This is a genomic window from Flavimobilis rhizosphaerae, assembly GCF_014852685.1.
GTDB lineage: Bacteria > Actinomycetota > Actinomycetes > Actinomycetales > Cellulomonadaceae > Flavimobilis > Flavimobilis rhizosphaerae.
The window spans coordinates 250,795-265,912 of sequence record NZ_JACZDF010000002.1 but is presented as its reverse complement, the minus strand read 5'-3'; the positions used below and the strand labels follow the sequence as shown (position 1 = coordinate 265,912).

The following is a 15,118-nucleotide window of genomic DNA, read 5'->3' as shown; positions in this document are numbered from 1 at the left end:
AGGACCCGTCACCGGGGTGCGGCCCGGCGGCGCTCAGAGCTCGAGCCCGACGAGCACGGGCTCCGGCTCGAGCCGCACGCCGAAACGCTCGAGAACCCCGTCACGCACCGTCCGTGCGAGCGCGACGACATCCGCCGCCGTCGCACCTCCGCGGTTCGTGAGCGCAAGCGTGTGCCGCGTCGAGAGCCGTGCCGCGCTCGCCTCGCCGTCGAGGCCGAAGCCCTTGCCGAAGCCCGCGTGCTCGATGAGCCACGCGGCGGACGTCTTGACGAGACCCGGGTCGACCGCACCGAGGCTCGGCCCCGTCGTCGCCGCCGGCAACGCCGAACGCACCTCGAAGCGCGGCGCGCCCTCGGGCAGCCCGCCCGCGAGCGCGACCGGCAGGACAGGGTTCGTGAAGAACGACCCTGCGCTCCACCTGTCGTGGTCCGCTGCGTGCTCGCCGACCCCGGCCGCGAGCATGCCCTTCGCTCCGCGCAGCTCGAGGACCGCCGCACGGACGTCGGCCGTCGGGACGCGCTCCCCGACCTCGACACCGAGGCGGCGCGCGAGCTCCGCGTACGCGACGCCCGGGGAGAGCGTGCCGAGCCGCGTCTGGAAGCCGACCTCGAGGACGACCCAGCGTGGCGAGGGGCGCCAGGAGCGCCCCGCGGCGTCCGCGACCGTCGACCGCTTGAGAACCGACGTGCGGTAGCCGAGCCCGAGCTCGCCCACCGCGAGCGTCCGCACGCGCTGCTCCGCACGGTCCCACACGCGCACGGTCGACAGCACCCCCGCGACCTCCTGGCCGTACGCGCCGATGTTCTGCACGGGCGCCGCACCGACCGTGCCGGGGATGCCCGAGAGCGCCTCGAGCCCGATCCACTGCTCCGCGACGGCCTGCTCGACGAGCGCGTCCCACCCGTGCCCCGCCGGCACGCGGAAGCTGCCGCCGCCGCACGAGTCGACCATGTCGACGGTCACGCCCTCGCGCACGTCCTGGACGACGACACCGTCGAACCCCTCGTCCGCGACGACGAGGTTCGAGCCGCCGCCGAGGACGAGGACGGGCACCCCGTCCGCGTCGGCTGCCCGGACCGCGTCGACGAGCTCGGCCTCGGACGACGCCCGCACGAGCGAGCGCGCTGGGCCGCCGACGCGCAGCGTCGTGAGGTCGGAGAGCAGGGGTGCGTGGGGGGTGGCGTCGGTCGAGGTCACCCGACCACGGTACGCCCCGCACTCCCGCCCAGCCCGCAGGTCCGCAGGGGCACCCACCCGCAGGGGCGTCAGCGCGCCGCGGCGCGCTGGGCCTCCGGGCTGTCCGGGAGCGGCTTCGCGACGCCCGCGAGCACGAGCCCGAGCGCGATCGGCGCAAGGATGACGAGGAGCGCCGACCGGTAGCCGACGTGCTCCGCGAGCATGCCGATGAGCGGCGGGCCCATGAAGAACGCGGTGTAGCCGATCGTTGAGACGACCGAGACGCGGCCTGCCGCGCGCACGGGGTCGTCGGCCGCCGCGCTCATGCCGACCGGGAAGCCGAGTGCCGCACCCATGCCCCACAGCACGACGCCGACGAACGCGAGCGGCAGCCACGGCACGAGCGCGAAGACCGCGAGGCCCGCGAACGCGAGAGCGCTCGCGAGCCTCAGGACCGTGACGCGCCCGAAGCGGTCGAGGAGCGGCGTCCCGAGCAGCCGCATGGCCGTCATCGCGGTGAGGAAGACGCTGAGCGTCGCCGCGCCGACCGCGTCCGTCTGCGTGAACCCGTCGACGACCGCGAGCCCCACCCAGTCGTTCGCCGACCCCTCCGTGAGCGCCGCCGCGAGCACCACGAGACCGATGAGCAGCGTGCGCGGCTCCAGCCACGCGCCGAAGACGTTGTGGCGGGGCGCGTCGGGCGTCGTGCGGGCGCTCGCGAGGGCGTCATCGGGAAGGAGGCCGCGAACGGCGACGAGCACGACGACGAACGAGAACGAGATTGCGATCGTCAGGTGCCACGGCACAGGGAGCCCCGCGAGCGCCGCGAGCGCGCCGAGACCCGAGCCGATGATCGTGCCGAACGAGAAGCCTGCGTGCAGGCGCGGCATGAGCGTCCGACCAAGCCGCTGCTCGACGACCGCACCCTCGAGATTCATCGCGGCGTCCCACACCCCCGTGCCGACGCCGACGAGGACCAGCGCTGCACGCAGGGGCATCGCCTCGTCGACCGCGAGCGCAAGCGCGGCGAGCAGCATGCCCGTGGTGTTGACGAGCGCGAAGACGACGATCGTCCGGCGTGCGCCAAGACGTGACGTGATCCATCCCGACAGCGGCAGTGCGACGACCGAACCGAGCGCCGCCATGAGGAGCAGCACGCCCATCTGCGCCTCGGAGAACCCGAGCATCGTCCGGGTCGTCGGCAGGCGCGACGCCCACGAGGCGAAGTTGAAGCCGTTGAGGACGAAGATCGCGAAGACGGCCCAGGCTGCGACCGTGACGCTGCGGCCGGGGTGCGGGTGCGTGGAGGTCACGAGAGCGGTTCCTTGGGGTCGTGCGTGCCCGCGAGCGCGGGGACGGGGGTGCGGCGGTCGTCGTCGCCCTCAGGGGTCGACGGCGGCGCGGGGACGAGCGGCGCGGGGACGAGCGGCGCGGGGACGAGCGGCGCGGGGGCAGGCTCCGGCACGAGCGGCCGTGCGCGGCCCGCGGCGAGGAGGGCGGCGACGAGCGGGACGAGCACGAGCATGAGGGCTGTGCGCGTCGTGAGGTGCTCCGCGACGAAGCCGAGCAGCGGCGGAGCGGCGATCGACGCGATCGACGCGAAGGCCGAGACGACCGAGACACGGCCGGCAGCGCGGACAGGGTCGTCGGAGGCGGCGGCGATGACGAGCGGATAGGCGAGCGCCGCCCCGAAACCCCAGAGCGCGACGCCGACGGCCGCGACCGCGACCCCCGGCGCGAGCCCGAACGTCGTGAGGCCGACGATCGAGACGAGCGCGGACCCGCGAAGCACCGCGACGCGTCCCCAGCGGTCGACGAGACCTGCTCCCGCGAGCCGGAACGCGGTCATCGAGCCGAGGAAGACGCCGAAGACGACGGCGCCCACGGCCTCGCTCCCGCCGAGGTCGTCGACGACCGCGATCGAGAGCCAGTCGTTCGCGGACCCCTCGGACATCGACGCGGCGAGCACGACGACGCCGAGGAGCAGCGTGCGGGGCTCGCGCCACGCGGCGAGCCCCGTGCGCGCGGCACGCTTGTCGCCCACCCGTCCGGCGACGGGAACGCTCGCGCGGGCGACGACCGGAGGCAGAGCGAGCACGCGCCATGCGACGACGACGAGGACGGACGCGCCGAGCTGCGCGGCCGCGGGGACGCCGAGCGCCGAGCACGCGGCGCCCACGCCCGTGCCGGCGAGCGCGCCGACGGAGAAGAACGCGTGGAACTGCGGGAGGATCGTGCGGCCGACCGCACGCTCGATCGCGGCCGACTCGAGGTTGAACGGCACGTTGTTGAGGGCCCAGGTCGCGCCGTTGAGGAAGATCCCGGCGGCGACGAGCGCGACGGAGCCGAGCTGGACGCCGAGCGCGAGGAGCGTGAGGGCCGTCCCGAACCCGACGGTCGAGACGTGGAGGATGCGGGCGCTCCCGAAGCGTTCGACAAGCGGGCCTGCGGCTGCGACGACGAGGAGCGACCCGACGGACCCGACGACGAGGACGAGCCCGAGCTGGCCCTCCGTGAGACCGAGGCCCGCGCGGATCGACGGAAGGCGCGAGAGCCAGCTCGACATCATGAGCCCGAGGAGCGCGAAGAGGCTCACGAGGGCCCAGCGGGCGCGTGAGGTCTGTGCGGCGGTCGTGGCGTCGGGGGCGTGCGTCATGGAGCTCTCGGGTCGGGGGTGCGGGGGCTGCGCAGGGTGGGTGTGTGCGGCGGGATGCACATGGCGGGGGCGGGCACTGCGACCCGAGGCCTCTCGAAACGTTTCGAGGGGCCTCCAGTGTCCGACGCGACCATGCCCAGGGTCAACGCGCACCACGTAAAATCTTGGCCAAGCCAGCGTCGTGGCACCGTTCGCCGTCCGGCCCTCCCCTCAGGGATACTGGACACGACGCACACCACCGCCCGACCGAGGAGCACCCATGTCCCACGCGCGACCGACGCTCACCGACGTCGCCCGCGCCGCCGGCGTGTCCGTCTCCACCGCGTCCCTCGCGTTCTCGGCCTCCGGACCCATCGCCGACAGCACCCGCGCCAAGGTGCTCGACGCGGCCACAGAGCTCGGCTACGGCGGCCCCAACCCCGCCGGTCGCCAGCTCCGCTCCGGACGCTACGACATCGTCGGTGTCGTCATCGGTGACAAGCTCAAACGGTCCTTCCGCGACCCCGTCTCCGTCCAGGTCCTCGACGGCCTCACCTCAGCCCTCGGCGAGGCCGACCTCGGCGTCCTCCTCGTCCCCGGCGTCGAGTCGTACGTCGACGGCGAGATCGGCGTCGACCCCCTCCTCACGAGCGCCGGGATGGACGTCGCCGTCCTCATCTGGGGCGCCCACACGTCCGACCCGCGCGTCGAGACCCTCCGCAAGCGCGGCATCCCCATCGTCGTCGGCGAGGGCAACGAGGTCGAAGGTTCCTCGCTCGTCGAGATCGACGACCACGGCGGGGTCGTCGCGACGATCGAGCACCTCACCGGGCTCGGCCACGAGCGCTTCGTCACCATCACGCTGCCGTTCCGCATGGGACGGCGCGAAGGCTGGGTCGACGACGCCCGGCGCGAGCTCGTCGACTGGACGCCGACCCGGCACCGGCTCGACGCCGTCCTCGGCTCGGGCGTCGACCTCGTCGGCATCTACGAGACCGAGGCTTCGCTCGTCGAGAACGGGGCCGCCGCGATGCGCGCGATCCTCGAGCGCTTCCCCGACCCGGCGACCCGCCCCACCGCGGTCGTCGCCCAGTCCGACCTCCTCGCAGCCGGGGCCGTCCTCGCACTGCACGAGGCCGGGCTGCGCGTCCCGGAGGACATGTCCGTCGCCGGCTTCGACGGGCTCGACCTGCCGTGGTTCTCGGGCGAGCTCACGACAGTCATCCAGCCCCTCGAGGCCAAGGGCCGCGAGATGGGCCTCGCCGTACGCGCGCTCCTCGCCGACGGCACCGTGACGCGGACGACGATGCCCGTCGAGCTGCGCATCGGCACGACGACGGGCCCGCCACCGAGCGCCGCGGCGCCGCGCAACTCGTAGGGTCGCAGCGCCGTAGGACGGTCCCGGAAACGTCCGGGTCGACCTTGGGGCGAGCAGCCCCGCGGTCAGAGGCGGACGACCGCGGTCAGAGGCGGACGACCGCCTGGGCCTTCGCAAGGACTCGCGCGCCCTCGAAGACGACGGTGAGATCGATACGCACCGTGCCTGCCTCGGCGTCGATCGCGCCGACGACGCCCGTGACCTCGACCGTCGCGGTGCCGGGGTCCGGCACGACGACGGGACGCGCGAAACGCGTCTGGTAGTCGACGACCCGGCCCGGATCCCCCGCCCACTCGCTCACGACCGTCACGGCAAGCCCCATGGTGAGCATGCCGTGCGCGATGACACCGGGCAGCCCGACCTCGGTCGCGAACCGCTCGTTCCAGTGGATGGGGTTGAAGTCCCCGCTCGCACCCGCGTAACGGACAAGGCGAGCGCGATCGACGTCGATCGAGCGCGAGCCGATCTCCTGGCCGACGGCGAGATCGGCGAGCACGGGAGTCGTCATGCGTCCTCCCCACGGACGGCGAGCGTCGAGCGGACCGTCGCGACGTGGTCGGTGAGCGTAGCGTCGCCGAAGAGCTCGCATCGCGTCGTCACCATGGCGAGCCCGGCGCGCTCGGTGATCGAGTCGACGTGGAGCACCGTCGTGATCTCGTCGCCCGCGACGATGGGACGCGTGTGCGTGAAGCGCTCGTCGGCGTGGACGACGCGGCTGAAGTCGATGCCGGCGTCAGGGTCCTCGATGAGCTGAGCCTCGGCGGCCTGCGCGATGATCACCGCGAACGTCGGGGATGCGACGAGGTCCGGATAGCCAGCAGCCCGTGCTGCCACGAGGTCGTGGTGCACGGGCTGGGTCGCGGCCGTGGCCGCTGCAAGCTCCCTGACCTTCGCCCGACCCACCTGATAGGGGTCGGTGGGCGCGTACTGACGGCCGGCGTAGGACGCGTTGATCGCCACTCGAGGTCCAGGAACTACGCGCTGACCGAGGGTCAGCGAGTCTCGCGGTGCGCGGTGTGCTTGCCGCAGCGCGGGCAGAACTTCGCCAGCTCGAGCCGGTCAGGGTTGTTGCGGCGGTTCTTCTTCGTGATGTAGTTGCGCTCCTTGCAGTCCACGCAGGCGAGCGTGATCTTCGGGCGAACGTCAGCGGACTTGCTAGCCACGGTCTTGCCACCTCTCGCACCCTGAGGTGCTTGTCTGATGCTCGGCGCGCCGCCGGCCGGCGCGCTGAAGGTCGTTCTTGGTAGCGGAGGCGGGGCTCGAACCCGCGACCTCACGATTATGAGTCGTGCGCTCTGACCAGCTGAGCTACCCCGCCTCGAACGATGTCGTGAGACATCACGTCGGCGATCGACGCCGCGCGCGGGAGCAATCCTCCCACGCGACAGCCTCGCGCACCAACAGAGCCCCCGATGGGAATCGGACCCATGACCTCAGTCTTACCAAGACTGCGCTCTACCACTGAGCTACGGGGGCAGCGCGAAGAACGATACCTGAGGGCTCGCCTGAAACGAAATCCGCAGGTCAGAGGCCATTCCTGACCCCCGGTCCGACACCTGTCGACCGCTGCGGACGGCACCCGGGGGCGCCATGGCCGACTCCCCGGGTGCCGCACCTCACACCCTCCTCACGCCTCCCCGCGAGTCACGGCTCCTCGAGCGCGAGCTCGAGGAGCCGAAGCGCGCCCTCGCGCGAGCGCGCGGCCCCGATGAATCCCGCCTTGTGGCAGAACACCGCGTCCTCGACGCCCGTCACCGCCGCGAGCTCGGCGTCGTTGAGCCCCCGCCAGGCGGCGGGAAGGTGCTTGCGGGAGCCGAACTCCGACCCCTCGGGACGCACCGTCTGGATCGTCCAGTTGCCCGTCGCCCCGGGGAAGACAGTGAAGAGCAGCTCGGGCTGCGCGGTCGCGACCGAGCCGTGCGGCATGAACTTCTCGAGCACGACGAACCGCTTGTCGGGCGTCGCCGCGTAGAGCTCCTTGAACTCGTCCTCGGCGGCGAACGCCGAGACGTACTGCTGGCGCAGCCGCGCGAGCAGCGTGCGTGCCAGGTCGACCGCGACCCGGAACTGCCCGTCGAACGACTCGTCGTCGCCGAGCGGGTTGAAGAGACCGAGCGTCGAGGAGATGTCGAACGGCGGCGTGCCGAAGTCGGAGACGGTGTAGAGGTCCTGCCCGTTGTCGACCGCGTCGATGGCGGTGACGAGGCGGCGATCGATCTTGCCGTGCACCCGCGCGTCACCACCGCAGTACTCGAGGCCGTAGTGCTGCCAGAGCAGGCCGAAGGCCGAGAAGAGGATGCCGCTCGGACGCGCCCCGGAACTCTTCTGGTGATGGTCGAATCGCAGCGTCCGGGCGTCGTAGACGCCGCCGACGTCGAGGACGACGTCGGCCTGCGCGAGCCGCTCAGGGTCGCGCGTGCGCACGACCTCGGCGTCCGGGTGGAGCGAGGTGAGGAGTGCGACGCCGAAGACGTCGTCGGCATGGAACTTGCCGTCATGGGTGGCGATGATCACCCGTCCAGGCTAGGCCACCGCTCTCGTCGTCGACCTGAGGGCGGCGGCCCCACCGCACGGGTACCGGTTTCTGGGAGGATGGTCGTCATGCTGGGAGTCCTCGAGGGATACACGATCATCGCCGTCGTCGTCGCCGCCGGCTGGGTCGTCGGACGCGTCGGCCTCCTCGGGCCCGACGCCCGCGAGGCCCTCGCCAGGCTCGTGTTCTTCGTCCTCGCACCCGCGCTCCTCTTCACGATCCTCGCCGGCGCCGACCCCGGACGGCTCTTCTCTCCCCTGCTCGTCGCGTCCCTCGGTGCCGCGCTCGTCGTCGCGACGCTGCACGTCGCCGTCGTCCGCGGCTGGTGGCGCAGGCCCGTCGGCGAGACGACGATCGGCGCCCTCGGCGCCGGCTACGTCAACGCCAACAACATCGGCCTACCCGTCGCGACCTACATCCTCGGCGAGCCCGCCGCCGTCGCGCCCGTCATCCTCGCCCAGCTCCTCCTGCTCGCCCCGACGGCGCTCGCCGTCCTCGACGCGTCATCGTCCGGGACCGTCTCCTGGCGGCGCGTCCTCACCCAGCCCGTCCGCAACCCCATCATCCTCGGCTCCGCCGCCGGGCTCGCCGTCGCCCTCACCGGCGCCACCGTGCCCGACGTCGTCATGGAACCCCTGCTGATCCTCGGCGGTGGCGCCGTGCCCCTCATGCTCGTCGCCTTCGGCATCTCGCTCGCCGGGACCCGCCTCCTCGAGGCCGGCACCGACCGCCGCAACGTCACCCTCGCCACAGCCCTCAAGCTCGTCGGCATGCCGCTCGCCGCGTGGGCGATCGGCACCGCGCTCGGGCTCGACGGGCACGACCTCTACGTGGTCGTCGTGCTCGCCGCCCTGCCCACCGCGCAGAACGTCCTCAACTACGCGGACCGTTATCGCACCGGCCAGGTCGTCGCCCGCGACACGATCGCCCTCACGACGCTCGGCGCCCTGCCCGTCATGGCCGCCGTCGCGCTCCTGCTGCGCTGACCTCGTAGACGGCGGCGGGCGGGCAGGCCCCCGAGGGCCTGCCCGCCCGCCGCACGTGCGTGGGGGTCAGCAGAGGTCGAAGTACGCGGTCGACGGCGAGGCCCCCGACGTCGACGTCACGCTCCACTGCCCGCCGTGCGCGCCAGTCGGGACCTTGACGACGACCATGAGGAGCACGAGCCCGACCTCGTTGACCACGCTCTCCTCACCGAACGCCTCGGCGAGCGCCTCGAAGACGTCGACGACGTCGACGACCTCGTACGCCGTGCCGTCCGCGCCCGTGTGCGCGAACGTCAACGACGACGGCGACACCGGCTTCTCGGCGAGGTCCGCGGCCATGAAGACCGCCGACTCGTACGTGAACCCGTCCCCAGGAGCCGGATATCCGAGCTCCGGGTCGAGGATCTCCGCCTTGTCGAGCCACAGGCCGAGCAGGTCCCCGACCGCGTACGGCAGCGCAGGGCTGCCCGGGTCGGTCGCCGTCGGCCGCACGAGAACGCCGACCTCCTCGGACGTCACCGACGCGTAGCGGTTCGTCACCACGGCCCGCACGCTGAGGCCCGACCGCTGCGCGCCGACGGCAGGCACCGTCAAGGTCGTGCCCGCACCCGTGCTCACCGTCCGCCAGGTCTCCGAGTCGACCTCGAGCGTCTGCCACGTGTAGGAGAGACCTTCCCCCGCGGCCGCGACCGAGAACACCGCGTCCGCGCCCGCGTCGACGACCGTGATCCGCGGTTGCGTCGTGATCCGCGGGGCGGCACCCGTCCGCAGGACTGCGCTGCGCGACGTCTTCGACCCCGCAGCATTCCGCGCGACGGCCCGGTAGCGGGCGCCGTCGAGCGACGCCGTCGCCGTGACCGAGATCTTGCTGCCCGTGCCGACCTTCGTGTACTTCGTTGCCCCCGCGAGCTTGCGGTACCACGTGTACGAGACCGACCCGCCGGACGCCGACACCTTGAACGACGCCGTCCGGCCGTACGCGGTCGTCGCGGCGGCCGGCGAGGTGCGGAACCTCGGCTTCGTCACGACCGTGAGGCGTGCGGACGACGACGTCGCACGCGCCTTGCCCTTGACGGCCTTCGCCCGGTAGCGGGCGCCGTCGAGCTTCGTCGTCGCCCTCACCGCGAGCGTCGTCCGCGTCGCGCCCTTGACCGTCACGTACTTCTTCGAGCCCGGCTTGCGGACCTGCCACGTGACCTTCGCACCGCGCGGCACCTTGACGGTGAACGTCGCAGTCTTGCCGGCCGCGACCGTGCGCGCCTTCGGCTGCGACGAGATCTTCAGCTTCGCCGCACCACCGACGACGCCCGCAGCCGCCTCGGCCGTCGCAGGCGCCGCGTGCGCCGCACCGGCCCCCACGAGGCCACCACCTATGAGGGCGAACGTCGCCACCGCGGCGACGAGACCTTGCCGCCACCCCTGTCGTCCCTGCACGTGACCCACCCTTCGTCGAGGCCCCTCACCCGGGGCGATGCGCCATAATCGCACCGTTTCCACACGTGGCGGAACAGACCAGAGGTCCCGACGCACCGCGATGGACTGCTTGTGACGTGACTCACACGAGCAGGGTTCCGGCATGACCGACGACGACGTCCTCATCATCGGCGCGGGCCTCGCCGGCCTCGTCACTGCCGCGACCCTCACCGCCCGCGGCCGGCACGTGACGATCCTCGAGCAGGAACCCCGCGCCTCGCTCGGCGGACAGGCCTTCTGGTCGTTCGGCGGACTCTTCCTCGTCGACTCCCCCGAGCAACGGCGCCTCGGCGTCAAGGACTCCGCCGACCTCGCGTTCTCCGACTGGCTCGGCTCCGCGCAGTTCGCACCCGGCGCCGACCGCGGCCACGGCCCCGACCGATGGGGCTACGCGTGGGCCGAACGCTTCGTCGACTTCGCCGCTCGCGACATGCGGACCTGGCTGCACGCCCTCGGCGTCCGCTGGTTCCCGCTCGTCCAGTGGGCCGAGCGCGGCGGCCACCCCGCGGGCGGCCACGGCAACACCGTGCCGCGCTTCCACGTCACCTGGGGCACCGGCCCAGGCATCCTCGAGCCCTTCGTCCGCGCCGCGGTCGACGCCCACCGCGCAGGCCTCCTCGACATCCGCTTCCGCCACCGCGTCACCGGTCTCGTGACGACCGACGGCACCGTCACCGGGGTGCGCGCCGAGGTCCTCGCGCCCGACGACGCCGGGCGCGGCGAACCGTCCGGCAGGTCCGTCGTGCGCGAGGTCGCGCTCGGCGCACGCGCCGTCGTCGTCGCGACCGGCGGCATCGGCGCCAACCACGAGCTCGTCCGCGCGTCCTGGCCCGCCACCGCAGGCAGGCTGCCAGCGACGATGCTCTCCGGCGTGCCGGACTCGTCCGACGGCGAGATGCTCGCCCGCGCCGCGGCTGCCGGTGCGGCCCTCGTCCACACCGACCGCATGTGGCACTACCCCGAGGGCGTCGAGATGCACACCCCCGTCTGGCGCCGCCACGGCATCCGCATCCTCCCCGGACCGTCGTCCCTCTGGCTCGACGCCGACGGGAACCGCCTCCCCCACCCTCTCTATCCCGGCTTCGACGCGCTCGGCGCCCTGCGGCATGTGACGAGCCGCGGCGACGACCACTCCTGGTTCGTCCTCAACCGCACGATCATGGAGAAGGAGTTCGCGCTCTCCGGCTCCGACCAGAACCCCGACCTCACCGGCAAGGACGTGCGGCTCCTCCTCGAACGCGTCCGCAAGGGCGCCGTCGGGCCCGTCGCCCGCTTCGCCGACGAGTCACCCGAGTTCGTCTGGGCACCCACCGTCACCGAGCTCGCCGCCGGCATGAACGCCCTCACGGGCGAGCAGCGCATCGACGCCGCCGCGCTCGCGCGACTCGTCGCGCTGCGCGACGCCCAGGTGACGTCAGGCCTCGGCAAGGACCCCCAGGTCGTCGCGACCGCGCGCGCCCGCGAGTACGTCGTCGACAAGGTCATCCGCGTCGCCCCGCCACGCCCCCTCACGACGCCCGAGGACGGGCCGCTGCTCGCCGTGCGGCTGCGCGTCCTCACGCGCAAGACGCTCGGCGGGCTCCACACCGACACGAGCGCACGCGTCTTGCGTCCCGACGGTGACGTGCTGGCCGGGCTCTACGCCGTCGGCGAGGCCGCCGGGTTCGGCGGTGGCGGCGTCCACGGCGAACGCGCCCTCGAAGGCACGTTCCTCGGCGGCTGCCTCTTCTCCGGGAGGACCGCGGGCGAGGCGATCGGCTGACGCGCGCGGCCCACGGGCTGCCCGGGCCGGATCAGACGCAGATCTGGTCGCCCAGGTCGATCTTCTCGCCGTCGAGCGTGATGTACCCGACCGCGCACACGCGCGTCGCACTCGTCGGACGCACGATGAGCGTCGTGTACGCGCCCTGCGCGTCGGGCTCATGCGTGTCCTGCCGGTCCGATGCGTCCGGGGCGATCTGCCGGAAGATGCTCGCGCCCACCGCGTTGCCCGCAGCCTCGTCGTCGTAGCGCGTCACCCGTGCCCACGCCGCCTGGCACGCGTTCGAGTAGACGATCTGCAGCTGCGTGTCCCGCGCACGCGTGACGCTCGCGACGACCTTCGCGTCGTCGACGCACGGCGTCGTCGCCGGGTCCGTGCCGACCTCGACGAGGATCTCCGCAGGCGACTCCATCGGCGTCACCAACGCCGTGGCCGCCGCTGGGGCACCCCGGCCCGATGCGTCGGGCACCTCGTCCGGGAGCGCAGCAACGACCCCGGCAGTCCCCACGACGCCCAGCACGAACGCCCCCGCAGCGGCGAGCAGCGCCGAGCGCCGGCGCACGACGGGGTACGCGGGCGCCCCGGCGCCGACCACCGCCTGCGGCCTCAACGATTCCTCAAGCTCGCGCCGCCGACGCGTCCACTCCGCGACGTCCGCGTCGAGGACCGATGCGATCGCCTCGACGGTGCGCTCCGTCGGCAACCGCCTCCCGGCGAACGCATCCGACAGAACTGTCTTCGACACGCCGGTGCGCCTTTCTAGGGCGACGAGCGTCGGACGCCCCGCAGCGGTCCGCAGTTCCGAGAGCGCCGCCGCGAACTCCTCGACGGACGAGAGTCCCGCTCCGTCCGGAACCGTGTTCGCGTCGTCAGCGGTGGTCTCATTCATGGCCCTGCTCCTTGTGCGTCATCGACGCCAGGGCACGCAGGACCGCGCGGCACGAAGGACGACCGGCGGGCGGACGCTCCCTGGACGTCATCCCTGTGCGCACGATGATACTGAAGAGTCCGGGTGACGACGCCGAACGTCGGCCACCCGGACTCCCGAGCGGGTCCGCAGGTTCCGAGCCACGCAGACCACGCCGCAGCACCGCCCCTGAAACGGTGCCCCGACCAGCACCAAGTTAGCCCGCGACCGCATGCGCGGGCGCCGGACGGACGCCGGACGGAAAACCGGAACCGCCTCGCGCGGACGGTCTGACCGTTATCACCGGTACGCCGCGAGCCAGCGGCGGACGGTCGACGCGACCTCGTCCGGACGCTCGACCGACGGCAGGTGCCCCGCGCCCTCGACGAGCACGAACGTCACCTCCGGCAGGTGCGACGCGAGAGGCGCCGCGACGGTCCTGCCGCGGGCCGAACACCGTCGGCTGAGTCGAGGACCTCCCGAAGCCGCGTCGGTCGACCTGGACCACATAGTGGTCCACCGCGAGCGCACCCCACCCCCACCCCGGCAAGCCCGATGATCACCCGTCGGCGAGCACCGCCGTCGTGATGTCTTGCGCGGCGGCGAGCCTGCGCGCGACACCCTCACCCCCGTGCTCGACGACGAGGGCACGCGGCCCCACGACGACGAGCAGCGACCGGGCACGGCTCAGCCCCGCATAGAGGGTCTCGCGTGCCCGCGCTGCGTCCCGCAGCCCGTTGACGGCGAGCACGACGACGGACCTTTCGAGGCCCTTGAACCCGAGCACGTGCCCGTAGAAGACGTCGTCACCCGCGAGGAACTCGCCCCAGTAGCCCGGGTACCCCACGGAGCCGACCCGCTCGACCTGCACCGGGTGACGCCGACCCGTCGTCAGCAGCGCCACCCTGCCGGGCGCGTAGCCGGCGTCGAGCAGCTGGTCGATCACGGTGTCGGCGTACCGCACCGCGTCCTCGGCGGGAACATCGACGACCCGCACCGGCGGCCCGTCCGCTCCACGCGGCCTGAGCACCGTCCCCGACAGCGAGCCGAAGAGCTGCGCGATCTGCTTCGTCGACCGCAGGTTCTCGTCGAGCTCGACCGGCGGCAGGTCGATCGGTGCAGCGCCGTCGCGCGGGAACACCCGCTGGTTGTCGTCCATGAAGACGTAGAGACGCCCGTGCGCCCGGTCCCGCAGGCAGCGCAGGACGCCCGGCCACCACAGCTCCCCGAAGTCCTGTCCCTCGTCGACGACGATCGTGTCGAAGAGCTCCGAGCCCGGCTGCTCGTCCGCGAGCTCCGCCAGACGCAGGGGCAGGCGCCGCTCCCAGTAGTCACCGTCGTCGTCCGACCCGGGCTCCGCACCCCAGCGCAGCGGCAGCTCGTGGAAGAGCCCGACGTACGCGGGCCGTTCACGCGCCGGCCAGGCCGCTGTGAACGCCTGGAGGTACGCGGCGAGCCCGCGGGAGTAGCAGAGCAGCGCGACCCGATCGCCCTCGCGGGCACGCCGGCGCGCCTGCTCGAGCGCGAGGTACGTCTTGCCGGTGCCTGCCCCACCGACGACGCGCAGCCGCGGAAACGCGCGGAGCTTGTCGAGCATCCCCGCCTGGTCCTTCGTCAGCTGGTCCGAGCGCAGCTCGTGCACCGTCGCGGCCTCGGGGCTGTCGGCATCTCCCGTGAGGACCGGGTCAAGGACGCGCAGCACGCCCTCGACGCTCGCCAGCGGTGTGCGACCCTGCCCGTGCTCGAGGATCGCCCGGCGCACGCGCGCGACGACCGCGGGCCCGTCCTCGACGTCCGCGCGGTCGACGACGAGCGCCCGGGGCAGGTCGAGCGCGGCCCACGACGCCGGGACGTACGTGTGCGGGAACGCGACGAGGTGCGCGGCACGTGCGTGCGAGCCCTCGACGCGACGCGCGCCGAGCAGGTCCTGGAGCGCGTGCCGGCCGCGCTGTGCCTGCCCGACGGGGTCGATGCGGTGCCGTGCCTCGCCGGAGCCCTGCCACCACGCGCCCTCCTCACGCGCGACCATGCCGCCCTTGACCTCAAGCACGGCGAGGCCGACGCCGGGCCAGGCGACGACGAGGTCGAGCTCTCTCTCGACCTCGTCGTCCTGGATGCGCTGGCCCGCGACGAGCAGGGCGTCGGCCGGCAGGTAGGCGCGTAGCGCCTCCCACACGGCGCGTTCGGCGCCGCCGTCGTCGGGGAACTCGGGCTCGTTCGGCAGAAGGATGGGCACGGGCTCATCCAACCAGTCGCGCAGCGCGACTC

13 protein-coding genes and 2 tRNA genes are annotated in these 15,118 nt (G+C 72.9%); 3 read left to right on the top strand and 12 right to left on the bottom strand.

All coding sequences use genetic code 11. The features are described from left to right. Nucleotides 1-33: 33 nt before the first annotated feature. The 3 genes from IGS67_RS04525 to IGS67_RS14115 form a co-directional block, all read right to left on the bottom strand. On the bottom strand, nt 34-1,197 hold the full coding sequence (locus IGS67_RS04525) for a UDP-N-acetylmuramate dehydrogenase (RefSeq protein ID WP_328741492.1): 1,164 nt from the start codon (nt 1,195-1,197) through the stop codon (nt 34-36). Between the two features lie 68 nt (nt 1,198-1,265). Then, nucleotides 1,266-2,489 (bottom strand): MFS transporter, encoded by a 1,224-nt coding sequence (locus tag IGS67_RS14120; RefSeq protein WP_328741490.1) that lies wholly within the window; start codon nt 2,487-2,489, stop codon nt 1,266-1,268. Next, nucleotides 2,486-3,832 (bottom strand): MFS transporter, encoded by a 1,347-nt coding sequence (locus tag IGS67_RS14115; RefSeq protein ID WP_192278328.1) that lies wholly within the window; start codon nt 3,830-3,832, stop codon nt 2,486-2,488. The genes IGS67_RS14120 and IGS67_RS14115 overlap by 4 nt, the downstream gene beginning before the upstream one ends. A gap of 259 nt (nt 3,833-4,091) precedes the next feature. On the opposite strand from IGS67_RS14115, the gene IGS67_RS04510 reads away from it, so the two are divergent. After that, nucleotides 4,092-5,189 carry a LacI family DNA-binding transcriptional regulator gene (locus IGS67_RS04510; protein ID WP_192278326.1) on the top strand — a complete coding sequence of 366 codons (1,098 nt, stop codon included), beginning with the start codon at nt 4,092-4,094 and terminating at the stop codon, nt 5,187-5,189. Nucleotides 5,190-5,274: 85 nt separating this feature from the next. Here the strand turns inward: IGS67_RS04510 and IGS67_RS04505 are convergent, their stop codons facing one another. The 6 genes from IGS67_RS04505 to IGS67_RS04480 all read right to left on the bottom strand — a co-directional run bounded on the left by IGS67_RS04505 (nt 5,275) and on the right by IGS67_RS04480 (nt 7,703). Then, nucleotides 5,275-5,697, bottom strand: coding sequence for a MaoC family dehydratase (locus IGS67_RS04505; RefSeq protein WP_192278323.1), 423 nt, complete (start codon nt 5,695-5,697; stop codon nt 5,275-5,277). Then, complete coding sequence (locus IGS67_RS04500; RefSeq protein WP_192278321.1) at nt 5,694-6,149, bottom strand: FAS1-like dehydratase domain-containing protein; 456 nt, start codon at nt 6,147-6,149, stop codon at nt 5,694-5,696. The genes IGS67_RS04505 and IGS67_RS04500 overlap by 4 nt, the downstream gene beginning before the upstream one ends. Before the next feature lie 32 nt (nt 6,150-6,181). Then, the gene (gene rpmG, locus IGS67_RS04495; RefSeq protein WP_040594352.1) at nt 6,182-6,352 is read right to left on the bottom strand and encodes a 50S ribosomal protein L33; all 171 of its coding nucleotides are present in this window, start codon (nt 6,350-6,352) and stop codon (nt 6,182-6,184) included. A gap of 78 nt (nt 6,353-6,430) precedes the next feature. Next, nucleotides 6,431-6,507: transfer RNA gene (locus IGS67_RS04490), tRNA-Met, on the bottom strand. A gap of 86 nt (nt 6,508-6,593) precedes the next feature. Next, nucleotides 6,594-6,665 (bottom strand) — tRNA-Thr (locus IGS67_RS04485). Nucleotides 6,666-6,833: 168 nt separating this feature from the next. After that, nucleotides 6,834-7,703, bottom strand: a complete 870-nt coding sequence (locus IGS67_RS04480) for an MYG1 family protein (protein ID WP_192278319.1) — start codon at nt 7,701-7,703, stop codon at nt 6,834-6,836. Between the two features lie 87 nt (nt 7,704-7,790). Here IGS67_RS04480 and IGS67_RS04475 point away from each other — a divergent pair, with 87 nt between their 5' ends. After that, nucleotides 7,791-8,708: an AEC family transporter gene (locus tag IGS67_RS04475; protein WP_192278317.1), complete on the top strand. Its 918-nt coding sequence runs from the start codon at nt 7,791-7,793 to the stop codon at nt 8,706-8,708. Between the two features lie 66 nt (nt 8,709-8,774). Here IGS67_RS04475 and IGS67_RS04470 read toward each other — a convergent pair whose 3' ends face one another. Further along, on the bottom strand, nt 8,775-10,142 hold the full coding sequence (locus IGS67_RS04470; RefSeq protein ID WP_192278315.1) for an immunoglobulin domain-containing family protein: 1,368 nt from the start codon (nt 10,140-10,142) through the stop codon (nt 8,775-8,777). A gap of 142 nt (nt 10,143-10,284) precedes the next feature. On the opposite strand from IGS67_RS04470, the gene IGS67_RS04465 reads away from it, so the two are divergent. Continuing rightward, on the top strand, nt 10,285-11,943 hold the full coding sequence (locus tag IGS67_RS04465) for an FAD-binding dehydrogenase (protein WP_192278313.1): 1,659 nt from the start codon (nt 10,285-10,287) through the stop codon (nt 11,941-11,943). Nucleotides 11,944-11,974: 31 nt separating this feature from the next. Here the strand turns inward: IGS67_RS04465 and IGS67_RS04460 are convergent, their stop codons facing one another. Both IGS67_RS04460 and IGS67_RS04455 read right to left on the bottom strand, forming a co-directional pair. Beyond that, the gene (locus tag IGS67_RS04460) at nt 11,975-12,832 is read right to left on the bottom strand and encodes a DUF2690 domain-containing protein (protein WP_192278311.1); all 858 of its coding nucleotides are present in this window, start codon (nt 12,830-12,832) and stop codon (nt 11,975-11,977) included. A 577-nt stretch (nt 12,833-13,409) separates the two neighbouring features. Beyond that, nucleotides 13,410-15,086 carry a DEAD/DEAH box helicase gene (locus IGS67_RS04455; RefSeq protein ID WP_192278310.1) on the bottom strand — a complete coding sequence of 559 codons (1,677 nt, stop codon included), beginning with the start codon at nt 15,084-15,086 and terminating at the stop codon, nt 13,410-13,412. Nucleotides 15,087-15,118 lie beyond the last annotated feature (32 nt).